This is a genomic window from Paraburkholderia phytofirmans PsJN, from assembly GCF_000020125.1.
Classification (GTDB): Bacteria; Pseudomonadota; Gammaproteobacteria; order Burkholderiales; family Burkholderiaceae; genus Paraburkholderia; species Paraburkholderia phytofirmans.
Genome location: NC_010681.1, coordinates 4,131,747 through 4,155,176, shown reverse-complemented (window position 1 = coordinate 4,155,176; position 23,430 = coordinate 4,131,747). Strand labels below are relative to the sequence as shown.

Here is a 23,430-nt window from a genome sequence, read left to right as displayed (position 1 = left end):
ACACCCCTCGGTGTTCTCGAAAGCTGTGCGTTTGCGGGTATTCGTTTGCTCGGCTATTCGGCCACTCCAAGCAACGTATCCGCAACGCACGCTCATCTTGCGGTCCTTCCTCCTCCGAGATTCGTTGTAGCAGCGTAGCCCGCAAAGCACCCGCTGTACACAGCACTCATGCCCCTGCGCCTCGAGGGCAACTTCCTGGTCTGCCGGCCTAGTCATGCCGCAGCGGGGATGGCTCGTCTGTGCCTATCGATTGGCGAGCCACAGATTTACTCGCATAACTATTATCAAAATGTTTGGAGAAAAAATGCCTTTTAAGAAGCTAAAAAAGAACGCCCTCGCAAATCCCGCGTATGTGATGGGGGTCGCCGCTTCAGCTGCCCTTTTGGGCTTGCCAGCTAAATCAAACGCGCAAAGTAGTGTCACTCTTTACGGCATTGTGGATGTCGGCATTGAACACCTGAATAACACGACTTCGGGCGGTGCCGTGACCCGCGAAGTCTCGGGGAACTCCTCGGGCTCACGCTGGGGCATGAGAGGCGTAGAGGACTTGGGCGGCGGCCTCAAGGCGCTCTTCGTTCTTGAAAGCGGGTTCAACGTCAACGACGGTACATTGGGCCAGTCAACCAAAGGTCTCGGTGCGAATGCCACGACCACCTCGCGACTTTTCGGTCGACAGGCATGGGTAGGGCTTGCGTACAACAATCATCAGTTGACGTTCGGGCGCCAAAACTCGCTACTCTTCGAAGAGGCTATCGCATTCGACCCGTTCGGTGCAGCGACGCGTTACTCGACTCTGTCGGTTGACTCTGCGTTCGCCGGGCGTATCGATAACTCCGCGAAGTATACCGGCAAGTTCGGGCCGTTGACCGCAACTGCGATGTACAGTACGCGCTACGACACGGGCTACGGTACGGAAGTGCCGGGGGCGGAGCTGACCGGCCGCTACTTCGGTGGCACACTCACCTATGCCACAGGCCCATTCGCTGCGACCGCCGTGTACGAACAGCGCAACAGCAACACTGCAGCAACGAACACCGCCACCGAGCGTCGAGCGTCCGCTGCTGCGTCGTATCAATTCGGTCAGGTGAAGGCGTATGCAGGGTATCGTTACCTGCGCGCAGCGAGCGCTTTCCTTCCCGCAAGTCCCATTGCAGTGGCGAACGGCTCGCAAGCCAACGCCGCTAACATGTATTGGTTTGGCGCCCAATATTACGTCACGCCGGCGTTTGCCCTTACGGCGAGCGCGTACTATCAAGACGTTCACTCAACGAGTGCAGACCCGTGGCTCGCGGTGCTGTCCGCGGATTACTTCCTGTCCAAGCGGACCGACCTCTACGCGACGGCGGCCTTTGCGCATAACAAGGGCGGTTCGACGCTCGGAGTTGGCGGCTATGGAACCACCTTGGCGAACGACAACCAGACTGGCGTCGTGGTGGGCATTAGGCACAAGTTCTAATTGCCCGTACCCAAGGGGGGCTGCCTGTCGAAGGTGTCTCCGCTTTTTTTGTTTAACTGGACTTGCAGAACATTCAGGGCCTCCAACAGAGAATCTTGGGTGCGGCAGTCATGCGGACTCACATCAAAGACGTTGGATTAACGCTTCGAGTCAAACTTCCGTTCAATCCAAGCCCGAAAGCGTCGACCGGGAAGGCTATGGTCCCGCTCAGCAGGTCAGGTCAGAAAAAATGCGCCGCCAAGAGAAGCATCAACGTCAGATGCTCGCACGAGTGTTCCGTCATTCAATAGCGGGTCGATAATGTTGTCCCAGCCTAGGGCGACACCCTGCCGGGTTGCGGCCAGACCAAGAAGCACCGAATAGCGGTTGCACGTGATTTTGTTGTGAGAGTTCTTAAGCTCGACATGAGCAAGCGAGAACCACGATGGCCATGACATCCAGTTTCGCTCTGCGTCCTCGAGCGTGAGTAACGTGCAACCCGACAAGTCGGTCGGTGACAGCAGACGGCCACTTGAGTACGCCGGAGAACAAACCGGAAAAACCTTCTCGGCGAACAAACGGCGAACAAACGGCGAACCTCCGCTTCTCGTGGGTCGCCTCCGGATTCCAAAATTTTCTTGCAGACAAATCTACTTTGCTCGTAGCCAGATTTCCGAGCGCGTCTCTCCGATGCGAAAACATCGCGTCTGTCGCGCTGTATACATACTGCTGCCTGTTCCGCGGTGCAGCCGCGTGACTGGTCGGACATCAACGGCGGGTCACTGGACAGCCGGTACTGTGGGATAGCCTTGAGATACCGGACAGGGTGGCGAAGTTAGCGCCCTGAGGCGAACGGCTGACGGGCGACGCTGGCTCCGAGGGGCATCTAACGATGCTGGAACGTGTCTGAAGGCCTCGCTCAGGATAAGGCGGGGCTCAACTTCACCAAGGGGCATTCACAAAAACACAGGATGTTTGCTAGAGGGAAATGCGTTGCAGAATGCCGCTGGGTCTTTGCATGAAACGATGCTTACAAGGCGCGCTATCTTATTTCAATGCACGACGGCATGACCGTCCAGTGCGATGGTGAAAGTCGCCACGAGCAAGCTGCACAGAGGCAGGCCCCGTCGGACCAGTAAAGCGCGTCAATCACCGCTCGCCGGTAGAGCCGAACACAATGTCGGCTCTACTGGTGCACATCGCCATTCTTAGACAGTCGCTGCAGCTTCAGAGCCGGCCTTCGCCCCCGGAGCGGGCGCAGTCATCTTCTTGCTCGACGCTGTCGTCCCCGACGCTTTCTTTGCCGCCGGGGCCTTCTTGGCCGCAGGCTTCTTGACCACCGGCCTCTTGTCGACCGCGTTAGCACCGTCAATCAGAAATCGACTGCGGTCCTTGGCGCTAGCAATCCACGCCGGCGCGCGCCCGCGTCCACTCCATGTCGCGCCGCTCTTGGGGTCACGATAGAGCGCTGGCTGCGGGCCCCTGACATAATTTCCGGCTTTCGCTGACTTTTTTGCGGCAGGAGCGGAGGACACTGCGTTGCCTTCAACCAAAAACGTAGAGCGGTCCTTAGCGCTGGCAATCCAGCCCGGCGCGCGGCCATGACCCGACCATGTCGCGCCCGTCTTCGGGTCACGGTACTTCGCGGCCGAAACCGACGACTTGGCAGCGGCCTTAGCGCCCGGCTTTGGTCCACGTTTCTTGCCACCTGTATGCGCATCGATGTCAGCAGTCGTAAGACCGTGTTCTGCCATCAAGTTCTTAATCTTCTCGATTACGGCACTCGACTTTTTCGCGAGCAGCGCGTCGGCTTGCGCCCGTAGTCTCTGGATTTTTGCTTGCAAGGATTCCAAGGTCGCCATTCGTGGCTCCGCAGTTGAGATGTCAAACTATGCCATGTTGACGAGGAGGTCGGCTAGTTCGGCGCGGAGCCAGATGAGAGCTCTTTGAGCCATTTGCTACCGCAGCGTTTAGTGCAACGCTTTCGTGTAATTGGTCATGGCGACAAGGTGGCGGCTTCTTGCGAGGCCACGAATTTCGGAAAAGGCTCGCATTTGCACTGACATAAGTCGTTTCCCAGAGCTACATGCTTGCCATCACTTCCGTCGTCCGGGTGAGCCGTCTCCGATGATGAGGCCTCGGCGCCGCAGGTACGCCACCAACCGAGAACTTTCGTGCGTTCCTGCGTCGTTGTCCGGGCACATCACCTGCGGACATTTGAACGCCGCGACCGCCCGTGTCGCTTTTGTTCGACCTGCCTATAAAACCAGAAAGGCTAGACCTGCGATTATGGTAGGCATGAGCGCGGCGCCGAGCAGTTTTATCGGACTGACTGCGCCTCCTGAAAACCGATTTCCAAGTATCGCGAGGCCGGCCGGGTTCGGAGCATTTGCAATCACCGTCAATCCTCCGCCCGTCACCGCTCCCGCCACGAGCAGGTACTTTGCGCTGTCTGATAAGCCAGGTATGAGCGACCCGAGATAGGTGATGGCAGCGTTGTCCATAACTGCCGTCAGACCTGTCGCGCCGAAATACAGTGTCAACGCATCCATGGAACGCACTATCGGCTGAAGCCACCATTGCTGTAGGCCACCGAGCACAACCAGCCCACCAAGGAAGAAAGCGACCAGAAGGCTTTCGCGCAGCATGAGAGGCGACTGGTGGCGCTCGTAAGCGTGCGTGTAGCCCAGGAAGAAGAGGAATGCCCCGATGAACACGACAGCGTGGTGCGAGTTGATGACGACAAGCGCGAGAAACCCGAGATGGACTAGCGTGACGCCAACCGGAACGCGTTGGGACGGTGAGGTTGTACCACCCTCGCTCCCTTGGGACGTCGGCACGCTCCTGGCAATCAGGGCGACGAAAGCCGTAGCATTGAAAACAACTGCGAGCGCTGCTTTCCATCCGAAGGTGGCCGCCATAAATCCGGTGCTCCACCCCCAGGCACTCGCGACCATCAACACCGGCGGTGCTGCATACGCCGTCATGACCCCACCGATGGACACATTCACGAAAAGCAACGCCAGGCCAAAATACTTCACCCGCTCGGAACTTCGCGCGGAGAACAGCGTGTCGCGCAGCAATAGCGCGGCGAGTGTCATCGCCGCAGGTTCAGTGATGATGGAGCCCAGGAGGGGAACTGCGGACAGAGAGAACCAGATAACGGCAACCTGGGTGCGCACCGGCAGAAACCGCGCAAGCCGCATCACAATGGTCGTCACCAGTACGAGAATAGGTCGACTCGCGGCGACCACCATAATGACAAAGACGAACAGCGCCTCCGTAAACTCGCGATGCTCCAGGTACTCGATGGTCACATGTGACCCGACGAGCGCCCACATCACGAGACACAGAATCAGCGCCCAGAATCCGAAGACGACCTCCACCTCCGCGAGGAAGTGGAAAACACCCGCATGCCGCGGAAAACGGTGGGAGAGCTTTTCAATGCGCGCTACGGCGAACGTATGAATGAGCGCAAAGGCAAAGATGATGGCGGCAGAAATTTCTACAGAATGGGGCATTGAACAGGGTGCTGGAGACGCTTTCGTGTTGACGACTCCGTCATAATATTACAGACACCCTACGCGCCAGTTTATTCGCCTACCCGCGATTCTGTCCGCTACGACCGCTTTATAGTCAATGCCCGCGAGCCAACTCTTCCAGCCCATGTAGACCAACGGGCGCGTGCGCCTGCCACGGCAGCAACACAGCCCGCTTCGCATCCTGCTTCATTACGCGCTCGATAAATGGCACCTCGTAGCGCCCTCGTTCGGCAAGTGCCGGGTCGTGGGTGCCGCTTGCGAGCAGACTTTGGTCAATGACCCAGGCATACGGTTCAATCTGGGCCCGCCGGAGGTCGGCTTGTAGTCGCTCGGCCTCATGAACAGGTGTTGCCTCGGCGAGCGTCACGATAAGTACACGCGTGAAATCGGGGTCGCGCAGACGTGGCAATAGTTGGCGAACCGCTTCTGGCATATCACCCTGCGTGCGCGTGACTTCGCGATGGTAGGCCTCCGCTGAGTCCATCAGCAGAATGGTGTGTCCGGTCGGAGCCGTGTCCAGTATCACGAACGAGTCCCGGGCCTCATCCACCGTTCGCGCGAAAGCACGAAAAACCGCTATCTCCTCGGTGCACGGCGACCGCAGGTCCTCCTCCAACATCGCCTTCCCTTGGGCGTCGAGATGGGCACCGGCCTTGGCAAGAACTTCATCGCGATAGCGGTTCACTTCCTGTTCCGCGTCGATGCGACTCACGGTTAGACCCGGCAGCGATTCCTGGAGAGTCCACGCCACATGTGCAGCTGGGTCAGTGGTCGAAAGCAGGACTGCGTGTCCGCGCTGCGCCAAGTCAAGTGCTATCGCCGCAGCAACCGTCGTCTTGCCGACGCCACCCTTGCCCATTGTCATGACAAGGCCATGGCCCGCCTTCTCAAGGTCGTCAACGAGCGGCAAGAGGCCGCCGGGCAACTCCACGCTCAACCGGACATCTGTCCTGGGCGCTGCAATCTGCTCCGGGTGCAAATACGCCTTTAACGCGGTCAGCCCGACCAATCCCCTGGGAATGAAGCCTGTTTCGCTTCGCGGAAGGGCTGCGAGACCCGGCGGCATTGTCTTGATAGATACAGCCTGCTGTTCTTCCATCGCGCGAGCAATGGCATCGTCAGAAGAGACAGCCTTGAAAACTCCGTTGACTGCGAGCACCAGGTTTCGAACCCCGAGGTCGGCCAGTTCGATACGGGTGCGCTCCGCCTCACGGAATGCCGATGCCTCGGGCCGGGTCACCAGGACCACAGTGGTGCGGTCGTGATTGGTCAGTTCGGCAACGGCCGCTGCATACAGCTGCCTGTTTTGCTCAAGGCCTGCCAGAGGGCCCAGGCAGGAATTGCCGGTCGTGTTCGTCGACAGAAAGTTGCTCCAAGCCGACGGCAGTGTCAGCAAACGCAACGTGTGCCCCGTGGGTGCGGTGTCGAAAATGATGTGGTCGTACGCATTCGCTGTGGCACTGCCGCCCAGCAAGTCTGCAAAGGCGTCGAACGCCGCTATCTCGACGGTGCAGCCACCGGAAAACTGTTCCTCCATGCTGCGAATTGCCGCATCGGGTAACACGCCTCGATAAGGGCTGACCGTACGCTCGCGGTAGGCCGCCGCCGCGAGTTCGGGGTCGATGTTCAGCGCGTGGAGGTTTGGAACCTGCGCGACTGGCGTTGGCTGCCCGGACAGTTGAGTCTCGAGCACCTCATCGAGATTGGACGCTGGGTCGGTGCTGACCAGCAGCACGGTCTTACCCTTTTCAGCCAGCTGCAGCGCTGTAGCACAGGCGAGCGACGTCTTCCCGACGCCGCCCTTGCCGGTGAAAAAGAGATGGCGAGTTGTAACGAGAGGGAGTGTCATATCATTGCGCCGCTCAACATTCGCCGGGCTTGCAGCCGCAGCTTCCAACCTTGATGTGCGGCTTATCAGTGGTGGGAACCTTGAGCCCCAGTTTCTGAATCAGTTGGACACGTGACGGATATACCCCGGCGGAGATGACCCGACCATCCACTGTTACGATGGGCAGGCGGTCCATCCCCGCATGCAGCTCCCGGACGACTTCCGGATTGGCGGCAAAGGCTGCCGCGTCGTGCCCGAGGCCGTGCCGAACGACTTCGACACCATGTTCAGCGAGCCACCGGACATCAGCGCTAAACTGAACAAGCGTCGGGTCCACGTTGACGCCGCAGACGCCAGTGGCGCAGCACATGGCCGGCTCAAACACTTCAAGTTTGCTCATCGTTGCTCCCACGAATTCCGCCTGTCCGGCCAGACCGCAGCCGCGTCCACTCCGTCATGCTCGTCCCGTTGAAGGACGCGTCATTGACATCGGTCAAGTTACAGACGATGGAGCGGCATTTCGCTGCATGGGGAATCGAATCGCTTGCCTGGCGCCTCCAGTTGCTTCGTTGACAAGCATCAAGGCAGGGTCGCTGGTAACAGGTATCGGGGCTTTGCTGGCTGCGATTCTCTTTCTTACGCTGCTGTAGTCGTCGTAATCTGCCCCATATTCTCGGCGACAATCTTGTTGCAGTGCCATATCTTGTCGCATAGAATCACGAAGCTTTCGGAGATGGCATTCCTCCCGTAACCGCCCTGCATTCCCGCAGAGCTGATGATGCCTACGAGTTCCTGGGTGCAGGAGGTCGTAGGCCGTCCATGCGACGCCCCCTGTCGCCCAGGTTTGACGCACACGCAAACCTGGACCGCAATGAAACACCTGAAGTCTATTGAGCAGTTCGCGATGGTTCCGTACCTCGCGCGCTGGCTGCTGCTCTCGTGCATTCTGGGTGCACTGGCGGGTAGCGCATCCGCCTTGTTCCTCTATGCGCTTGACAGCGCGACCGACGTTCGTGTTGGCCACGCCTGGCTGCTGTGGCTTTTGCCCATTGCTGGCTTTGCGACCGGCTGGGTCTATCACCGCGTCGGCAAGCCAGTAGAGGGCGGGAACAACCTGCTGATTGACGAAATCCACGACCCTCAAAAAATCGTGCCTAAGCGCATGGCGCCGCTCGTACTCATCGCCACCGTAGTCACGCATCTGTTCGGCGGCTCGGCCGGGCGGGAGGGAACGGCCGTTCAGATGGGCGGGGCGCTGGCAGACCAGGTAACGAAACTCTTTGGCCTCGAACGGGAAGACCGCCGCATCCTGCTAATGGGTGGAATCGCAGCGGGCTTCTCATCGGTGTTTGGCACCCCGCTGGCAGGGGCGATATTCGGACTGGAAGTGCTGTCAATCGGGCGCCTGCGCTACGACGCGCTGTTGACCTGCGTCGCGTCGTCACTGGTTGCAAACCAAGTCTGTCGCGTCTGGGGGATTCATCACACGGTCTACACGATTCCGTTCGTTCCGCACGTCTCGCCGCTCGGACTGGGCTCCGTTATTCTTGCGGGCATTGCGTTCGGTGTCGTCGGTATGCTGTTTGCCGATTCGACCCACGCGCTGTCGGCGTTCATCAAGCGACAGATTGCTTACGCACCGGCGCGTCCGTTCGTAGGTGGACTCGTTGTAGCGCTAGCCGCGACCGTGCTTAATGTACCGCAATACCTTGGCCTGGGTATTCCGACTATCGTTGAATCGTTCAACCAGTCTTTGCCTGTCTATGACTTTGCGGGCAAATTCGGTTTTACCGTAGTTACGCTCGCTTCGGGCTTCAAGGGCGGCGAAGTCACGCCGCTGTTCTATATCGGAGCCACACTCGGGAATGCGCTGGGGCACGTGCTGGCGTTGCCGATGCCAGTCCTCGCCGGCTTGGGTTTCGTCGCCGTATTCGCCGGCGCCGCTAATACACCTATTGCTTCGACTGTCATGGCAATCGAGCTGTTTGGCGCAGACATCGGCATGTATGCGGCGCTGGCCTGCGTCGTGGCTTATCTGTTTTCCGGCCACACAGGTATCTACCGTGCCCAACGCGTCGGCCATGCGAAACATCCGCTACTGCCCTCGGGGATGCGACTTTCGGACATCCCCGCGATACGCCGTGCCGGACGGCCGGACTCCGCCACCGTAACCCGCCCCTGAATCCTGTCTAGTGCCGCTCTTGCCTACAACTGAACCATGTCGAAACTAATCTCGCTGCGCTTGTACTTCCACCACTCAGAGCGCGCCCATACCCACCAGTCGAACCGCTTTTGGCATCGCCTCACGCGCCCGAGTCTTGCGCGTCATCTCCTTCATCACGCAAAGAACGCAGGTATTGAGCAGGCAGTTCTGCATCGCGTTCACGCCGGCTATCTCGGTAGTGACCGTGTGCATCACGAACACGTGGAGGTGGCGCACCATCGCTTTCCACATTGCCTCGAACTCATTGACCTGGAAATTAAGGTTAGGGATTTCTGGAAAATCCACGGTAGGGGACTGGAAGGCGTTCGCGCGGTGTTTTTGCCTTGCGAGACCGCGAAAATTGATGGCTGAATCTCGAGGGTGCCGGTCCCCGGCTAGCCGATATTTGCTCGACGAAGCTGAACGAGATTGGCGACAGTTGGGTCGCCTAAAGCCTTGTCTATAGTGCGCCCTTGCGAGCTACCATTTGATGTCACCAAATCCAATGCAAAGAAGACCGCCGGTCGGTGTTATCCACCAGATTCCACGCAGCGTGTGGATTCTCGGTTACGTCAGTCTTTTCATGGACGTCTCGTCCGAAATAGTTCATAGCGTTCTGCCCATGTTTCTGCTGGCAAGCCTTGGCGCCAGTGCTGGCACAATAGGTCTCATCGAAGGCATTGCTGAGGCCACGGCCCCAATCGTCAAGGTATTCTCAGGAACGCTGAGTGATTACCTGGACAACCGAAAGTGGCTGGCTGTGGCCGGCTATTCGCTCGGCGCAATCAGCAAGCCGCTGTTTGCGGTTGCTCCAACCATTGGAATCGTGGTGGCCGCTCGCGTCATCGACCGGGTCGGCAAGGGTATTCGAGGCGCGCCTCGCGACGCGCTTGTCGCGGACGTGACTCCGCACCATCTGCGCGGTGCTGCATTCGGACTTCGTCAGTCGCTTGATACGGTGGGTGCGTTCCTGGAACCGCTAGTGGCCGTCGTCATCATGCTGGTGTGGGCAGATAACGGTGCAAAACGAGTCTTCTCACGCTTATCGGAATTGCTTGTTCAATGCGTTTTCAGACAAGACCGAGTTGCTAGAAACCATGGGGTTAGCACATTTGACTCCAGGATTCGTGCACGGCAGTTGCGACGAGGCTCGTTTTGACCGGGGACCGGGAAAGGCCCGTGGTCTCGTGAATGCCCTTATAAGCGAGATGAAGGTGGGGGTGCGGTTTGCCCGAGCAAGGAGGGGGCGCGACAAGTCAATCGTAGAAGCTGTCAACAAGTTTATCCAGGAGGCTCTCAAAAGGCTGCCGGGCTTCTACGTTCGAGGGAGGGCTGGCAACGATAAGGATGCCAAGGCCCATAGTGAGCGGTGGGCGCGAATCCAGTTCGACGTCTTCGTCGAACTTGTTCTAACGTTTATCCACGACTGGAACACAGCTAGAAATGTGTTCGACCGTCTTCCTGAGTGGATGGTGAAGGATGGAAAGTGGAAGGGCGACGCTGTGACGCCGAAAGGCTTATTTGACCTCCTGCGTGCCGAAAGGTTGGCTGACGCCGCGATTGAGTGGTCGTCTCAGGAAACCTACGCACGATTGATTGAGACTATTCCACTTCAGGTCAGCGAAGGAACGGTTTCCGTCGACGGTGCGCGCTATTCGTGTGACAGTCTGAAGACACTATGGAATCAGCACATGTCGACTCCATCGGGGCGACGTGGTGACCTGTTCATTAAGGTTAAAAAGCATCCTGACACGAATCAATTCGTTGTTTGGGCCGTGGAAGATGGAACGATGAGGCCTCTCAGAATAGAGCGGGAGTCTAAGCGAAAGTTTGGACGCAACGTCTGGCTGGTACATCACGCGCGTCAGACCGCGCGAAGTGCGAGCAAGTACATTACCGAGGTGCAGAGCAGAAAAGCAAAGTTGCCAGGCAGGATGAGGCAGGTCATTGCTGCCTCGCACGGCCTTCCCAAGAGGCCAAAATGCGCCACCGGCGCGAAGGTCGCCAACCGCGGTGCGAAAGTTGAAGCCGAACGACGTGACGCGGAACGCAAGGCTTTCGAGACCTTCGACGTAGATATGCCGGACAACTGGCTCGCTGTTTCTGAAGGCCCGGTGTCGAGCGGGTATAACCCAGACGACGACCTGCGGTTTGCCGGTGACATCTAGTGTGTTAACGTCTGTGCGGATTCCGCCGGACTCATTTTTGACGAGAGACGACTCCAAGCGTCCTAACCCGAAGGCGCACCCGCCGATAGGTGTGACTTCGGGAAGACGCTTGCTTGTTGATGTTCATTCAGCATCGCTGCGTTAGCGTCCTCCGGGCGAAGCGACCTTCAATATTCTTACCGACAGATAGTCGGACGACCGTAGGATTGCACTTGGGGGGCGTTATCCGGAACTGATGGTGTCGGTGCTGCGAACCGCGCTTTGACGCTTACAATGCAGCTGAATTGGACACTCGTCGAGTCGGGATACTTCTAATTGCCTGTTTTAACTCAAAAAATTCCTCGCTAACCGAAACTGTTGGCATTCGTTAACTGAAACTATTTGTGCTCTCCAACGGTTGTTGTTGGCGTGTAATCGAAGCGCTTCTGCCTTGCAGGCAGAAGCGCTTCGCGCTTTACGACGTCTTATTCGTTGCCGACGGCTCTTGAGCACACGCGTATAACTTCAATCGCTCAAGGAGCCCGACTTACTTCGTTCTGCTGCCGTCAAGTTGAGCCGGCACGACGATGAATCCGCCGAGTTCATCGCCATACGTCACGACCTTTCCTTCTTGCAGGTAATGAGCGCTCAACGCGCATAGCGCCGCATCCACTTCGTCGATAGACCTTAGCGAAGCTGCTTCAATTCCCGCATCTTTCAGAACCTCTCGGCGTTGCGTTCGTTTTTTCTTCGCTGAAGCAGCCTCAGTCTTAAGAAGCGCGGTGGTGATCGCGTGTGGGAACGTCTCGAAGCAGACTCGGCCGTTGACTTCGCCTCGATGGGTGAAAAGAGGAAAATGCGATGCGAATGCCTGATAAACACGCTCGCCGTTGAACATCCACTCGTAAAATCCGCTCTGACTGGCCAAGGCCAGTTCGCGAGTCGGCGTGGCAAATGAAAAGATTCGTTGCCGGGCGAGTTCTTTCTCGGCTTGCCTGCCAGCCTCGCCAATTCGCCATAGACAGGGCGCATCGATACCTACCGCTGCCACCTCGAATTGGAGGCACTTTTCGAGCATATGAGCAGGCGGCTCCTTGCTGATGTTGCACACAATCTCGGTGCCGCGAAGAATAACGAGGTGATTCCCTTTCCGGTCTCCGCCGATATCGATTCCAGCTACAACGCGTTCCGACTTCATCGTGCAATTGCTCCTGAATTGAATCCCAGCGTCGGCGCGCGATGTTCTCCCTTGCGGCTATCGTTACAGGTGTAATGCTGTTTCACTCAGTACCTTTTACTGCATTGACGGTGATTGAGCCGAGCCTAATGGCCGTGTGAACTTTGGCCGACACCAGGCTGCCAAACGGAATATGGCGACTCGGATAAAAGGGTATGGCAAGCGTACTGCTGGTAGACGATGACGAGGAAGCATTGGCCGCATGGGGCGCCATTTGTGCCGCTGATGGATTTGAAGTAAGGACCGCCAGCGACGGCCGGTCGGCCTTGGCCATGTTCATTGAAGCCCCGGTCGATATAGTGGTCGCGGATTGGCGGATGCCCGTCATGTCGGGGAGCGAATTCTGCCATCGGTTGCGAACACTTCCTGGATTAGCCGACTTCGCTTTCATTCTGGTTTCCGGAGAGCCGAGTCCGCCCGCTTTTGTCAGCTACGACGGGTTCCTTCGTAAGCCGGTAGATGGGCCGATTTTATTGGCTACGATGCATCGGCTGCTGGCTGAGCACGTTACGCATCGGCAACGGCATCGATAGGTCGCTACTCCCTTACCAGTTCCACGGCCGCCGCCGAAACGAATTCCGCGCGCACGCTGTCGCCGACTTTCAACCCATCGAGCGAAATACCCTTCGCGGCCCTGAGCACCTGCTGATGCTTCGGGCCACGCAGCGTCACCATGCGGCTCTTGCGATCGATCTTCATCACCGTCGCGACCACCTTCACACTATGCGCCGACGACGCGTAGCCCGCCGACGCCGGTATTGCCGCGGTCGTCTCCACGCGCTCGCGCACACCTTTTGTCGCGAGCTTGTCGATGTTCAACAGGAGCGCCTGCTGATAAGCAACGTTGAGCTTGTCGCCGACCTTGAGCCGGCTGACGTCGGCCAAGGAAGGATTGACGTCGACATCGGCGAGATTGCCGCGTGGACCGCGCAGCGTGACGCTATTCGTGGCGGTATTGATCGCGACAACGCGAACCTGTGCGTGAATCACCTCGGCGCGTCCGAGTGCCTGTTGTCCGGCGGGGGCACTGGCGTCCTGTGCGAAGCCGGATTGACAGAGCGTGGCGGCGAGCACGCTCAAGAGGGAGGCCGCACGCCGCACGACTGCGGCCGATGAACCGACTTTGCGCGCGCAGATCATTTGCTGCTCCCGAAGTGATCACCACGACGATGAAACTCGAGCCATCAACGCAACGCCGGCATGCACTCGCTTCTACAACTCCGGTCGCGCCAGGTCGCTGATGACAATATGTTCGCCGTACACCTGCGCCGCCGCGACGGCTTCCAGCTTGGTCGCGTACGGCCCGAGTTCGGGCGCGCCGTCGAACGGAAACAGTACGCGTCCGTCGGTGGTTCGAACCACTTTCAACACGCCGAAGAAACGCCGGTAGCCGGCCAGCTTCGACGTGGCTGAAATTTCGAACTCGTCCTCCGACGTCGCGGGGACGCTGGGAATAAATGCGGTCTTGCTCATACCTGAAGACATCTCTTGTTCGATGGGCCGGCGGCGGCATGAAAACGCCAAGCCTACACCCGGTTGTCCGGGAAGATATTCGCCGGCGGGCTTCATTGTCTCAAATCCATGCGGACTCAACTGGCGAGCCCGCACGCGAGACGGGCGGTGGCCGGTGACAAGGCCGCCCGCAAGTCTGCTCAGGCGTCTTTGACGGCCGCCGCGTGCTCGGCCGCCAGCGCCACGTCCCGCTCGCTCACGCGCACGAAACTCGGCCGTGAGCAGATGCGCTCGACATAATCGAGCAGGACTGGCGTTTCGGGCACCAGCTTGAACATCATTCCCCAATGCAAGGCGATGCCCCACAAGATATCCGCCGCCGACATCGTGTCCCCGAGCAGATAGGGCGCGGCTTGCAACTGGCTCGTCACCGTTCCGATCATCGAATCGAAATCGCCGTAGGGTGACGTGGCGGCCGGTGCGGGGTCGCGTTTCATCGCCTTGTCGACCAGTGCGGGCTCGTAGCACGCCGCGTAGTACACCAGCCAGCGCAGGTAGGGCCCGCGCGACGGATCGTCGAGCGCCGGCGCGAGACGCGCTTCAGGGAACAGGTCCGCCAGATAGATGAAGATCGCGACCTGTTCGGTAACGAGCGCGTCACCGTGGAGGATCGCCGGCACTTTGCCGAGCGGATTGATGGCGAGATAAGGCGCTTTACGCTGTTCGCCGGCTTTCATGTTCAGCACCTTCAACTCGTATGGCGCGCCAAGTTCTTCGAGCAGTGTGAGTGCGCTGACGGAGCGGCACTGCGGCGAGTGGAACAGCGTGATCGTGCGATCTGTGGTCATGGCTTGAGACTTCCCGAATGAGCGTGGCGGACGAAAAAACCGGGCTCGGCGGCAATGACGAGGCGCCGGAGGTGTCTTCATCCTAAGCGTCCATACCTGTCAGTTTGTGGCAGGTATGACTACACTTGTCCGCATGAGAGCGAGCCGACTTCTTTCTATCCTGATGACGCTGCAGGCGCGTGGCCGCGTCACCGCACAGTTCCTCGCCGATGAATGCGCGGTGTCGTTGCGCACCATCTATCGCGATATCGACGCCCTGAGCGCCGCCGGTGTCCCCGTTCATAGCGAGCGTGGGGCGGAAGGCGGCTACCGCCTGCTCGACGGCTACCGCACACGGCTGAACGGCCTGTCCTCGCAGGAAGCGGAGTCGCTGTTCCTCGCCGGCCTGCCCGGCCCGATGCAGGCGCTCGGCCTGGGCGCGGTGATGGCCGGTGCGCAGACCAAGTTGCTGGCCGCGCTGCCGGTCGAATTACGCTCCACCGCGGAGCGCATGCGCTCGCGTTTTCATCTCGACGCCCCCGCGTGGTTTTCGGACGCGGACGAGCCCGCCCATCTGCCTTTGATCGCGCGTGCGGTGTGGGAGCAGCATCCGCTGGAGATTCGCTATCAGAGCTGGAAAGCCGAGAAGTTTCGCCGGATCGAACCGCTTGGCATCGTGCTAAAAAGCGGCGCGTGGTATGTGGTCGGACGCGTGGGGCAGGATTTGCGCATCTATCGTATTTCGCGCATTCTCGAAATAAGCCTGCTGGACGAGACGTTCGAGCGGCCGTGTGCGTTCGATCTCACCACTTACTGGCAGGACAGCACGCAGCGTCTCTCCGAGGAAATGCATGCGAGCGAAGCGACGCTGCGTCTGTCGCCCTGGGGCATCCAGATGCTCGATGTCTTCACGTCGCCGTTCGCGCGTTCGGCGGCGATCATCGGTGAACCGGATCCCAACGATGGTTGGCGCACCGTGACGCTGCCGGTCGGTTCGGTTAGGCAGGCGTGCGCCGAGTTGCTGCGCTTCGGCACTGAGGCAGAAGTGCTGGCGCCACCCGAGTTGCGCGCCCGGATGTCGGAGGTTGCGGCGACGCTGCATCGCCGTTATGCGCAATGATGGCGTGACGGCATCCGTCGCGGGCGCGGTCATACGGCGCGTGAGCTGACAGGCGTACGGCTGAAACGCACGTCGATATGGAGTCGCACGTTGGCGGAGAGCGCAGCAGAGGCTCCGAGTGGGACGGATAACAGCAACAAGTTCGATTACTAGCTAAACAGCGAATTGCAACTAACGGCACAAGAACTGAGAAGCAAAGAAACCGGTCGACAACCCGGCGGGCGGGGCGACTTGCTGGAGTCCGACACCTCGCGCTAAAACTCAATCAAGCTCGGCCCGCGCGCGATTCCTAAGACGAATTTAGACTGTCTCTGGGCCTGATTTGGGGGCAGAGCTATAATGCCCGGATCCCCTTTTTTCCCGTCCTCCGCTATGAGCCGGTTACTTTGCCTGATGCTTTCGCTCGGCCTGATGCAGACCGCGACGGCCGACGAGAACACCGACCGGATGTCCGCGTATCTGACGCAAAAGTTCGGTCTGGCAAAAGAAAAGGCTCAAAAGATTTCCGACGCGGTGCAATCCGCCGCCTCGAAATATTCCCTCCCGCCGGCGCTCCTGCTGGCGATCATCTCGATCGAATCCCGTTTCAAGGAAAAGGCCAAGGGCGCCAACGGCGCGACCGGGCTAATGCAGGTCGTGCCGGGCGCGCATCGCGGGCTGCTGAGGAACGTTAAGGACCTGACCGAACCGACCGCGAACATCGAAGTGGGCTCGGCGATTCTCTACGGCTATATGCGCTCAGCCAACGGCGACATGAACGCCGCGCTCAAAAGCTACGGCGGATCGCAAGCGTACGCGCAGAAGGTGAGCTTGCGCGTCGAAGACTTTGCGGCGGTCGCACCGTCGCAAGAAGCCGCTCAGCAATCGGACGCGCAGGCCGGCACGTGCACGCCACGATCGACGTCTGATCGTTGTGCGGAACCAGGCAACTGGGTCAATGCGTTCACCCTTCCGGCTGTCAATGCTGCCGGGTTGAACGGCGCCGCTACGCCGGCAACCGGACCTCACGCGACGTCGCATTAAGCAACAACCAAGCGCTTCTTCTGCCGCCGCGTTGCTGCTGTGGCAATGCTTTGTCACGCCCTGTACGACACCCGTTGCGCGCTTTTTACGCACAGTTCGTAACCGCTCTACAATGCATTCCCATTCGCGCTGACACAGCGCCTCTTCCGACCGACCATGTTGACCTCGCTTTTCAGAATCACAGCCGCCGCGTGTGTGGGCCTGCTGACACTTGCCGCCTGTAGCAGCACGCCCCAGCCAAAATTCCAGCAGGAATTGTTCGAAACGGGCGCAAGTCCCTATGCGCGCAATTTCAATTCGAGCACGACGGATAGCTGCGAGGCCGCGCGCCGGGCGCTCCTGAGCCAGGGCTATCTGACGACGATGACGCGCAGCGACACCGTCGACGGCACGAAGAACTTCCAGCCGACGGGCGACACCCACGTGGTCGTCGAATTTCATGTGGTCTGCACCCCGGGAGAAGAGGCGAGCGACACCAGCATCGTCTACGTCAACGCCGTGCAAAACGGTTTTGCGCTGAAGAAAAGCGATACGTCAGCGAGCGTTGGACTGAGCGTGCTGGGTTCGCTGTCGCTGCCGATCCGCTCGAACAGCGATGCAATGGTCAAGATTTCGAGCGAGACCATCCCGTCAGGCAAGTTCTACGATCGGTTCTTCGGTCTTGTGGACCACTATCTACAAACGGTGGTGCGCACGCAGCCGGTCGCCAGTAACCGCATCGAGACGCGCCTTTTGCCGGTGCCGGTCGAAGCGACGGCGCCGGTGCCCGTTCCCGCGATGCCCGATGCCATCGGCAAGGCGGCGTCCGTGCAACCGGCGAGCGGCGCCGGCGTGGTGCCCTGATCCACACGCGGGATTTCGCGGTGTCGAGGCTGGTCAAGATGCGATCAGCCTTTAAGCGCATCGCGATGCATCACTTATCCTATGTCTTTTACTTCATACGTATACATATGTAGTAATAGTTAACAAGGGTTAACCCTTTCTGTGGATAACTCCCAAATGTGCAGTCACATCAACGTCATACAAACTCCATAACCCTTCGGATCACGTCTGTAGAGAAACTGCCAACTCGGGATAACTCTGCTGGGGCGTGCTCCGTCGGCGGTCTTATCAAGATTCCGCACACAGTCTGTTCCATGCGCTATCCCAAAGTTATTCATAGGGAAATGTGGATAACTCGCGCCTGAGGTCGTTTTTCCAATAGATGCAGGGCAAGTTTTTCAACCCGGCCAAGCGCTCGCCAGCGAACAGACCGCTTACGGCCGTACGCGCACATTAAAGTCGGACGGTACAAAGATTGCGTCTCTCTTTTTGCAAGCGCAACTGTTGCTATTTAGTCAAAACCATTTCGGCAACGGCTGATCCAGGCATAGAGTTAAAGTGTTTTCTGAAGTTATTGGTGCAGTGCGGGGGTGTGTAATGAAACGCAGAACAGCACGACAGCTTGTCCGTCTTCTCTCGGATCTTCGACATGCCAGTCATTGCAGTACGCTGCGGGCGGCAGCCACCAACCGGGCCATCGCGCTCGCCTCCACTGAACACGAAGCGGATGTCGCCGACAGCGATGAAAACACCGACGCCGCGCGCGACGCGCATCAGGACAAGCCGGCCCGGAGTAGATCATGAGAGCGTCGAGCGAACGGTCACTGCGGTTCCTAGTCGATAAATGGCTTGCGCCGGAGCCTTCGGCGGCGGTTCATGTCACCGAATTCAGCCGCACTCGCCTGGGAGGCCGGCGTTATGTGCGCGTCGAGACTTCGCTTCAGGCGGGCTCACGCGGCCTGTTTTTCTTTCGTCACGACGACGGCTGCTGGTGTGTGTTTCCGCCGACCGCCGATACACCGTCTTTGCTTGCTTATCCGCGGGCAGCCTGAGAGCGGCAAGCAGGCCAAAGACACGACCACCCGCGCAAACAAACACATTGCGCGCGCCAGTGCCGAATGCGGCGACTGGCTCCGTCCTCAAGACGACGTGTGAGGCACACGTTCACGCCCGCGTTGCCACGCCGGCATCACCTGACATACGATCAAACCCGCGAGCATCAGCGCGCATCCGAACAGTGCGCGCGCCGAGAGTGTTTCGCCGAGCACGAGCCACGCCGCGAGCGCGGCGAACACGCCTTCCATGCTGAAGATCACCGCCGCGTGCGACGGCGCCGCATGCTTTTGCGCGACCACCTGAATCGTATAGGCGACGCCGACCGACAGTGCCCCGCCGTACAGGATGGTCGGCGCGGCGCGCGCGATCACCGCAAAGCTGATTGGCTCGATGGCGAGACCGACCACTAGACATGCGAGCCCGCAGGTCACGAACTGCACGAGCGCGAGCATCAGCGTGTCGTGGCGTACCGCGAAACGTCCGACCAGCATCATCTGAACGGAGATCACGAGCGCGCCGGCAAGCTGATACCAGTCGCCGTACAGCACTGAAAAATGTTCGTTGACGCTCAGGAAATACATGCCCACGGCCGCGAGCACCGCACCGAGCCACGTGCCGATTCCCGTCCGATGTCTGAACAGCACCCCCAGCAGCGGCACGATCACTACGTACAGCGAACTGATGAAACCCGCGTTGGCGACCTTCGTGTACTGCAGGCCGATCTGCTGCAATGAAATCGAGGCGGCCAGCACCATGCCGAGCAGCGCGCCCGCGCCGAGCAACTCGCGTGCGCCGCCGGGTTCGCGCTTTGACAGTTCAGCGAGTGCGGAGCGCCGCACGCAAACGATCAGCGTCAACACGACGAGCGCGCCGAGCAGGAAGCGCAGGCCAGTGAAGAGAAACGGGCCGATCGCATCGAGACTCAGGCGTTGCGCGACGAACGCGGAACCCCAGATTATCGCGGCGATCAGCATCAGAACATTGGCGCGCAGGTGTTGGCGGGTTTCGGCTTTCAACGGTGGGTTTTCTAATTCGGTTGTTGTGACGGGCAGGCGTCGATTTTATCCGCGTGTGCGAAAAAACCCGACATGGAGCGAACACCCGAACGCGACCGCCGGCCTCTCATTTCCTCGCCGACCCGCGCGATAATCGCGCGAGTCGGCCCTGAAACCTCAAGACACGACAGCCTCAACGACTGGCCGATTTTCAGGCGAACGCAATGGATGAAAAAGACTGGATCGCCGGCGCTGCGAAAGCGCTGGCGATCATCGAAGCATTCGACGAAGAGCACGCGCGCATGACGCCGACCACGGTGGCCGGCCGTGCGGGTCTATCCCGCACGGCGGCGCGCCGTTATTTGCTGACGCTGCGCGAACTCGGCTACGTGGATACCGATGGCAAGCTGTTCTGGCTCGCGCCGCGTGTTTTGCGGCTCGGGCAGTCGTATCTGGATTCGGCGCGCTTGCCGCGCACCGTGCAGCCGTTCCTCCAACGCATCACCGCGACCGTGCAGGAAACCGCGCTGGTCGCGATCCTCGACGAACACGACGTGGTGTACGTTGCGCGCAACGGCGTGAACCGGGCGATGGCGGTGGGTTTCGTGCTCGGTTCGCGCGCGCCGGCGCCGTTGTCGTCGGCGGGACTGGTTCTGCTGGCGTTCCAGGCGCCGGAAGGCATCGAGCAGTGGCTGGCGTCTTATCCGATCAAGGTGTTCACGCCGCACACCTATTCGACGATCGACCAGTTGCGCGACGTGCTCGGCGAAATTCGCCGCAATGGCTACGTGGTCACCGACCAGCAACTGGAGCTGGGCGTGCGCGGCGTCGCGGTGCCGTTGCGCGACCGGCATGGTTCGGTCGTGGCGGCAATCAGTGTCAGCATGCCGATCGGACAGGAGTCGGCCAATGCCGCGCTACACCGCGTGCTGCCGACCCTTTTGGAGAACGCCAGCCTGCTGCGCAACCTCGTTTGAGGCGGTCTAGGTGAATCCCCTGGTATGGCGTGTTTAATGAGTGAAAGCGGGTCGAAAGCAAGCTGTCTCCCGGAAAATACATATCGAGTTTTGGGCATGACAAACCGCCTACACTGGGTAATACTCTCCCGCGGGGAGCGGGAAGGCGCCTCAAGCCCTGTCTGCTTCACCGTGCAGCTTATTCATTCACATTGACTCAGTCGTCCAGGTTTGGGGAACAACACATGAAAAAAGTTATCGTCTCGCTCGCAGCCGCTTCGATCGCGCTGGTTTCCGTTCAAGCTTTCGCACAAGCGTCGGACGCAGCACCGGCTGCTGCAGCAAGCGCGCCGAAGAAGCATCACATCAAGAAGCTGAAGACGCACGGCAAGCGCGCTCCGGTTTCGGCAGCCGCTTCGGCAGCTGGCACGAACGACAAGGGCGTGCAAAACTAAGCTGCTGCCCGATACTTCGGGCCAGCTTCACCGGTCGATCGCACGGCGCCGCTAGCCGGCGAGTGCGGCACGATCCGGATGAAGGCGTAGCAAGCAAAAAGGCCAGAGCACGAGCTCTGGCCTTTTTGCATTTGGGACAGCTTTGTTGCGGTGATCAGCCGGCAAGGCCGCGCTTGATGACTTCGTTCAGCAGACCGGTCATGCCTTCGGGATGCGTCGCGGCGCGCTCTTTCAGTTCGGTCACCAGATCGCCGTTCAGCTTGCACGCAAACGCGACGAGGCCTTGCGCCTGATCGAGCTTGCGCTGCTCGCGGCGATCGAGCTTCGGCTCGGCCGCGGCGGCTTTGCCGAAACGGTCGGCGGTCGACAGCTTCATTGCATTGTTCAGCTTGAGTGCCTTGTTCTTTTCAAGGTCGGTTTTTTTCATCGCCATTCGGAAGGCCTCTGCCAGATAAGTAATCCCGCATTGTACGCACCGCGCCGGACGTCGCGCGAGCGCGCAGCGTTCGGGTTCCGCGCGCACGGGACGGCACGCGTATTCGGAAGCGGGATGAACTCGCTCTACGTTCGCACGGACTGGCGCGGCGCGGCAGCCACGCTGTCCATCAGCGCACGCATTCTTTGCCAATGCGTGCCTTCCCAGAACACGCGGCGGCACACGTCGCAGGTAACGAATTGCGCATGCCGTTCCAGTACACCGTCGGGCGCACGCGTGCCGACTTCTTCCTTGGCGATGCGCCGCAGCGGCACGTTGCACATCAGGCATAGGCGGAACGGTTGCGCGCTCCCGGCCAGATCGAGCCGTTCAAACACTTCGCGCAATTGTTCGCGCGGCCTGAGCGTGCGAATGTAGCAGCCATGCGTGATGCTGCGGCGTTTCAATAATTCGCGGTCGCGTGTCAGGACGATGCGCTGCTCCGCGGCGGCGAGCGCTTCAATGTCGGCGTCGGGGTAGTGGTTGTCGTACAGCGTGTCGAAGCCCGCGAGCCGCAGAAGCGGCGCGAGACCGCCCAGATGCGCGTCGGCGATGAAACGCACCACGCGCAACGGCCGTTCGCGCACGCGCAGGAGCGGCTGAATATCGAGCGCTTCAAACTTCGGATAGACGGCTACGCGATCGCCGTCCGCAAGAAGATGATTGAAACCGACCGACTCACCGTTGACCAGAATCAGCTCAACCTCGGTGTGCGGCACGCCGAGCGCTTCGATCATGTGCTTCGCGGTGGCAGCCGGCGCGCAGGCGTAACTGAACGCGCGCCGGCGCAGCGGCCGGGCGAGAAAATCGTTCAGCTCCTCGTAGAAGCGGAATGTCGCGCTCACCATCACCGCAGTATCGCACCGTGTTTCTTTGCGCGCTGTCCTGCACGTGTCGCATGGGTGTGTTTTACTTCCAGTTCTTTAGAAGACGGAGCGACAGATGGACATCGGTTTTATCGGTCTCGGCGAGATGGGCGCCGCGATGGTTGCAAACATATTGAAAGCCGGGCATCAGGTGCGCGTGTGGAACCGCTCACCGGAGCGCGCGCAGCCGCTCGCCGACGCAGGCGCGCGGGTCGTCGCGACGCCGGCCGAAGCGTTTGCGGGCGACGCCGTGTTCTCCATGCTCGCCGACGATAGCGCCTTGCGCGAGGTCATCACCGCTTCGTTGCTGGAACACGCTCCGCGCGGGCTGATCCACGTGAACATGGCGACGATCTCGGTGGCGCTGGCCGAGGAACTGGCGACGGCGCACGCGTCCCGCGGCGTCAACTACGTCGCCGCGCCGGTGCTGGGCCGGCCTGACGTCGCGGCGGCGGGCAAGCTGACCATCGTGGCGGGCGGCCCGGCCGAATCGATCGACCGCGTGCAGCCGATTTTCGACGTGATCGGCCAGAAGACCTGGCGCATCGGTTCGCTGCCGCAACAGGCGAACGTCATGAAGCTTGCCGCCAACTTCATGCTCGGCGCGGCCGTCGAAACGCTCGGCGAAGCGGGCACGCTGGTCACCGGGCACGGCGTCGCCATGCAGGATTTCCTCGATGTCATCACGAGCGGCCTGTTTCCGGGTCCGGTCTATTCCGGCTACGGCAAGTTGATCGCGGAGCAGCGCTACGAGCCGGCGCTATTCAAGGCGCGTCTCGGTCTGAAAGACATTCGTCTCGCGCTGGCCGCTGCCGACGCCGTGACGACGCCGTTGCCGATCGCCAGCGTGGTGCGCGACAGCCTGATCGAAGCCGTGGCCCACGGCGACGGCGAGAAGGATTTCGCGGTGCTGGGCCAGGTCGCCGCGCGGCGAGCCGGGCGCTAAAAAGCAAAAGCAACTGGCCGGCGGCACTGAAGGACGCGGGCGGGC

The 23,430-nt window shown here is 60.0% G+C and carries 25 protein-coding genes, 1 pseudogene and 1 riboswitch; of the genes and pseudogenes, 14 read left to right on the top strand and 12 right to left on the bottom strand.

Going from position 1 to position 23,430, the window contains the following annotated elements:
• The first annotated feature begins 355 nt into the window (after positions 1–355).
• Complete coding sequence (locus tag BPHYT_RS18475; protein WP_238535664.1) at positions 356–1,456, top strand: porin; 1,101 nt, start codon at positions 356–358, stop codon at positions 1,454–1,456.
• A 215-nt stretch (positions 1,457–1,671) separates the two neighbouring features.
• Here the strand turns inward: BPHYT_RS18475 and BPHYT_RS39655 are convergent, their stop codons facing one another.
• From BPHYT_RS39655 to arsD, 5 genes are all read right to left on the bottom strand, one after another.
• Positions 1,672–2,061: a LysR substrate-binding domain-containing protein gene (locus BPHYT_RS39655; RefSeq protein ID WP_407669197.1), complete on the bottom strand. Its 390-nt coding sequence runs from the start codon at positions 2,059–2,061 to the stop codon at positions 1,672–1,674.
• A 582-nt stretch (positions 2,062–2,643) separates the two neighbouring features.
• Positions 2,644–3,297: an H-NS family nucleoid-associated regulatory protein gene (locus tag BPHYT_RS18470; RefSeq protein WP_012434625.1), complete on the bottom strand. Its 654-nt coding sequence runs from the start codon at positions 3,295–3,297 to the stop codon at positions 2,644–2,646.
• A gap of 396 nt (positions 3,298–3,693) precedes the next feature.
• Complete coding sequence (locus BPHYT_RS18465; protein ID WP_012434624.1) at positions 3,694–4,956, bottom strand: putative Na+/H+ antiporter; 1,263 nt, start codon at positions 4,954–4,956, stop codon at positions 3,694–3,696.
• 115 nt (positions 4,957–5,071) lie between these two features.
• Positions 5,072–6,826, bottom strand: coding sequence for an arsenical pump-driving ATPase (arsA, locus tag BPHYT_RS18460; protein WP_012434623.1), 1,755 nt, complete (start codon positions 6,824–6,826; stop codon positions 5,072–5,074).
• 13 nt (positions 6,827–6,839) lie between these two features.
• Positions 6,840–7,205, bottom strand: coding sequence for an arsenite efflux transporter metallochaperone ArsD (gene arsD, locus BPHYT_RS18455; RefSeq protein WP_012434622.1), 366 nt, complete (start codon positions 7,203–7,205; stop codon positions 6,840–6,842).
• A 320-nt stretch (positions 7,206–7,525) separates the two neighbouring features.
• Positions 7,526–7,597, top strand: a riboswitch (Fluoride riboswitch).
• Between the two features lie 79 nt (positions 7,598–7,676).
• Between arsD and BPHYT_RS18450 the strand changes: the two genes are divergently transcribed.
• From BPHYT_RS18450 to BPHYT_RS18435, 4 genes and pseudogenes are all read left to right on the top strand, one after another.
• Positions 7,677–8,987, top strand: a complete 1,311-nt coding sequence (locus tag BPHYT_RS18450; protein WP_012434621.1) for a voltage-gated chloride channel family protein — start codon at positions 7,677–7,679, stop codon at positions 8,985–8,987.
• 36 nt (positions 8,988–9,023) lie between these two features.
• Positions 9,024–9,380, top strand: coding sequence for a DUF190 domain-containing protein (locus BPHYT_RS39650; protein ID WP_012434620.1), 357 nt, complete (start codon positions 9,024–9,026; stop codon positions 9,378–9,380).
• 133 nt (positions 9,381–9,513) lie between these two features.
• A pseudogene (locus BPHYT_RS18440) lies at positions 9,514–10,026 on the top strand (MFS transporter); the annotation flags it as partial.
• Between the two features lie 169 nt (positions 10,027–10,195).
• On the top strand, positions 10,196–11,176 hold the full coding sequence (locus BPHYT_RS18435; protein WP_012434618.1) for a hypothetical protein: 981 nt from the start codon (positions 10,196–10,198) through the stop codon (positions 11,174–11,176).
• Positions 11,177–11,702: 526 nt separating this feature from the next.
• Here BPHYT_RS18435 and BPHYT_RS18430 read toward each other — a convergent pair.
• Complete coding sequence (locus BPHYT_RS18430) at positions 11,703–12,353, bottom strand: DUF429 domain-containing protein (RefSeq protein WP_012434617.1); 651 nt, start codon at positions 12,351–12,353, stop codon at positions 11,703–11,705.
• Positions 12,354–12,547: 194 nt separating this feature from the next.
• Between BPHYT_RS18430 and BPHYT_RS18425 the strand changes: the two genes are divergently transcribed.
• On the top strand, positions 12,548–12,925 hold the full coding sequence (locus tag BPHYT_RS18425; RefSeq protein WP_012434616.1) for a response regulator: 378 nt from the start codon (positions 12,548–12,550) through the stop codon (positions 12,923–12,925).
• A 4-nt stretch (positions 12,926–12,929) separates the two neighbouring features.
• Here BPHYT_RS18425 and BPHYT_RS18420 read toward each other — a convergent pair whose 3' ends face one another.
• The 3 genes from BPHYT_RS18420 to BPHYT_RS18410 form a co-directional block, all read right to left on the bottom strand.
• The gene (locus BPHYT_RS18420; protein WP_012434615.1) at positions 12,930–13,532 is read right to left on the bottom strand and encodes a copper-binding protein; all 603 of its coding nucleotides are present in this window, start codon (positions 13,530–13,532) and stop codon (positions 12,930–12,932) included.
• Between the two features lie 72 nt (positions 13,533–13,604).
• Entirely contained in the window at positions 13,605–13,865 is a 261-nt protein-coding gene (locus BPHYT_RS18415; RefSeq protein ID WP_012434614.1) for a DUF6723 family protein, read from the bottom strand.
• A 179-nt stretch (positions 13,866–14,044) separates the two neighbouring features.
• The gene (locus BPHYT_RS18410) at positions 14,045–14,692 is read right to left on the bottom strand and encodes a glutathione S-transferase family protein (protein WP_012434613.1); all 648 of its coding nucleotides are present in this window, start codon (positions 14,690–14,692) and stop codon (positions 14,045–14,047) included.
• A 115-nt stretch (positions 14,693–14,807) separates the two neighbouring features.
• Between BPHYT_RS18410 and BPHYT_RS18405 the strand changes: the two genes are divergently transcribed.
• The 5 genes from BPHYT_RS18405 to BPHYT_RS39120 all read left to right on the top strand — a co-directional run bounded on the left by BPHYT_RS18405 (position 14,808) and on the right by BPHYT_RS39120 (position 18,688).
• Positions 14,808–15,791, top strand: coding sequence for a helix-turn-helix transcriptional regulator (locus BPHYT_RS18405; RefSeq protein WP_202945175.1), 984 nt, complete (start codon positions 14,808–14,810; stop codon positions 15,789–15,791).
• Positions 15,792–16,163: 372 nt separating this feature from the next.
• Positions 16,164–16,814, top strand: a complete 651-nt coding sequence (locus tag BPHYT_RS18400; protein ID WP_041758618.1) for a lytic transglycosylase domain-containing protein — start codon at positions 16,164–16,166, stop codon at positions 16,812–16,814.
• A gap of 156 nt (positions 16,815–16,970) precedes the next feature.
• Positions 16,971–17,657, top strand: coding sequence for a DUF2242 domain-containing protein (locus BPHYT_RS18395; RefSeq protein WP_012434610.1), 687 nt, complete (start codon positions 16,971–16,973; stop codon positions 17,655–17,657).
• 576 nt (positions 17,658–18,233) lie between these two features.
• Positions 18,234–18,440, top strand: a complete 207-nt coding sequence (locus tag BPHYT_RS38255) for a hypothetical protein (protein ID WP_148225098.1) — start codon at positions 18,234–18,236, stop codon at positions 18,438–18,440.
• The gene (locus tag BPHYT_RS39120; protein WP_012434609.1) at positions 18,437–18,688 is read left to right on the top strand and encodes a hypothetical protein; all 252 of its coding nucleotides are present in this window, start codon (positions 18,437–18,439) and stop codon (positions 18,686–18,688) included. The genes BPHYT_RS38255 and BPHYT_RS39120 overlap by 4 nt, the downstream gene beginning before the upstream one ends.
• Positions 18,689–18,775: 87 nt before the next feature.
• On the opposite strand, the gene BPHYT_RS18390 is transcribed toward BPHYT_RS39120, so the two are convergent.
• Positions 18,776–19,708, bottom strand: coding sequence for a DMT family transporter (locus BPHYT_RS18390; RefSeq protein ID WP_041758615.1), 933 nt, complete (start codon positions 19,706–19,708; stop codon positions 18,776–18,778).
• Positions 19,709–19,911: 203 nt separating this feature from the next.
• On the opposite strand from BPHYT_RS18390, the gene BPHYT_RS18385 reads away from it, so the two are divergent.
• Positions 19,912–20,664 (top strand): IclR family transcriptional regulator domain-containing protein, encoded by a 753-nt coding sequence (locus BPHYT_RS18385; RefSeq protein WP_012434607.1) that lies wholly within the window; start codon positions 19,912–19,914, stop codon positions 20,662–20,664.
• A 224-nt stretch (positions 20,665–20,888) separates the two neighbouring features.
• On the top strand, positions 20,889–21,098 hold the full coding sequence (locus tag BPHYT_RS18380) for a hypothetical protein (RefSeq protein WP_012434606.1): 210 nt from the start codon (positions 20,889–20,891) through the stop codon (positions 21,096–21,098).
• 154 nt (positions 21,099–21,252) lie between these two features.
• Here the strand turns inward: BPHYT_RS18380 and BPHYT_RS18375 are convergent, their stop codons facing one another.
• Positions 21,253–21,531: a hypothetical protein gene (locus BPHYT_RS18375; RefSeq protein WP_012434605.1), complete on the bottom strand. Its 279-nt coding sequence runs from the start codon at positions 21,529–21,531 to the stop codon at positions 21,253–21,255.
• A 128-nt stretch (positions 21,532–21,659) separates the two neighbouring features.
• Positions 21,660–22,421: a Mut7-C RNAse domain-containing protein gene (locus BPHYT_RS18370; RefSeq protein WP_012434604.1), complete on the bottom strand. Its 762-nt coding sequence runs from the start codon at positions 22,419–22,421 to the stop codon at positions 21,660–21,662.
• A 94-nt stretch (positions 22,422–22,515) separates the two neighbouring features.
• Here BPHYT_RS18370 and BPHYT_RS18365 point away from each other — a divergent pair, with 94 nt between their 5' ends.
• On the top strand, positions 22,516–23,385 hold the full coding sequence (locus BPHYT_RS18365) for an NAD(P)-dependent oxidoreductase (RefSeq protein ID WP_012434603.1): 870 nt from the start codon (positions 22,516–22,518) through the stop codon (positions 23,383–23,385).
• The last annotated feature ends 45 nt before the right edge of the window (positions 23,386–23,430 follow it).

Bases quoted from the DNA above. Each gene is read 5' to 3' on its own strand.
- BPHYT_RS18475 (WP_238535664.1), top strand. From the start codon at position 356: ATGGGGGTCGCCGCTTCAGCTGCCCTTTTGGGCTTGCCAGCTAAATCA.
- BPHYT_RS18400 (WP_041758618.1), top strand. From the start codon at position 16,164: ATGAGCCGGTTACTTTGCCTGATGCTTTCGCTCGGCCTGATGCAGACC.
- BPHYT_RS18410 (WP_012434613.1), bottom strand. From the start codon at position 14,692: ATGACCACAGATCGCACGATCACGCTGTTCCACTCGCCGCAGTGCCGC.
- BPHYT_RS18365 (WP_012434603.1), top strand. From the start codon at position 22,516: ATGGACATCGGTTTTATCGGTCTCGGCGAGATGGGCGCCGCGATGGTT.
- BPHYT_RS18395 (WP_012434610.1), top strand. From the start codon at position 16,971: ATGTTGACCTCGCTTTTCAGAATCACAGCCGCCGCGTGTGTGGGCCTG.
- BPHYT_RS18430 (WP_012434617.1), bottom strand. From the start codon at position 12,353: ATGAAGTCGGAACGCGTTGTAGCTGGAATCGATATCGGCGGAGACCGG.
- BPHYT_RS39120 (WP_012434609.1), top strand. From the start codon at position 18,437: ATGAGAGCGTCGAGCGAACGGTCACTGCGGTTCCTAGTCGATAAATGG.
- BPHYT_RS38255 (WP_148225098.1), top strand. From the start codon at position 18,234: ATGAAACGCAGAACAGCACGACAGCTTGTCCGTCTTCTCTCGGATCTT.
- BPHYT_RS18465 (WP_012434624.1), bottom strand. From the start codon at position 4,956: ATGCCCCATTCTGTAGAAATTTCTGCCGCCATCATCTTTGCCTTTGCG.
- BPHYT_RS18470 (WP_012434625.1), bottom strand. From the start codon at position 3,297: ATGGCGACCTTGGAATCCTTGCAAGCAAAAATCCAGAGACTACGGGCG.
- BPHYT_RS18385 (WP_012434607.1), top strand. From the start codon at position 19,912: ATGGATGAAAAAGACTGGATCGCCGGCGCTGCGAAAGCGCTGGCGATC.
- BPHYT_RS18420 (WP_012434615.1), bottom strand. From the start codon at position 13,532: ATGATCTGCGCGCGCAAAGTCGGTTCATCGGCCGCAGTCGTGCGGCGT.
- BPHYT_RS18370 (WP_012434604.1), bottom strand. From the start codon at position 22,421: ATGGTGAGCGCGACATTCCGCTTCTACGAGGAGCTGAACGATTTTCTC.
- BPHYT_RS18375 (WP_012434605.1), bottom strand. From the start codon at position 21,531: ATGGCGATGAAAAAAACCGACCTTGAAAAGAACAAGGCACTCAAGCTG.
- BPHYT_RS18415 (WP_012434614.1), bottom strand. From the start codon at position 13,865: ATGAGCAAGACCGCATTTATTCCCAGCGTCCCCGCGACGTCGGAGGAC.
- BPHYT_RS39650 (WP_012434620.1), top strand. From the start codon at position 9,024: ATGTCGAAACTAATCTCGCTGCGCTTGTACTTCCACCACTCAGAGCGC.
- arsD (WP_012434622.1), bottom strand. From the start codon at position 7,205: ATGAGCAAACTTGAAGTGTTTGAGCCGGCCATGTGCTGCGCCACTGGC.
- arsA (WP_012434623.1), bottom strand. From the start codon at position 6,826: ATGACACTCCCTCTCGTTACAACTCGCCATCTCTTTTTCACCGGCAAG.
- BPHYT_RS18450 (WP_012434621.1), top strand. From the start codon at position 7,677: ATGAAACACCTGAAGTCTATTGAGCAGTTCGCGATGGTTCCGTACCTC.
- BPHYT_RS18405 (WP_202945175.1), top strand. From the start codon at position 14,808: ATGACTACACTTGTCCGCATGAGAGCGAGCCGACTTCTTTCTATCCTG.
- BPHYT_RS18380 (WP_012434606.1), top strand. From the start codon at position 20,889: ATGAAAAAAGTTATCGTCTCGCTCGCAGCCGCTTCGATCGCGCTGGTT.
- BPHYT_RS18425 (WP_012434616.1), top strand. From the start codon at position 12,548: ATGGCAAGCGTACTGCTGGTAGACGATGACGAGGAAGCATTGGCCGCA.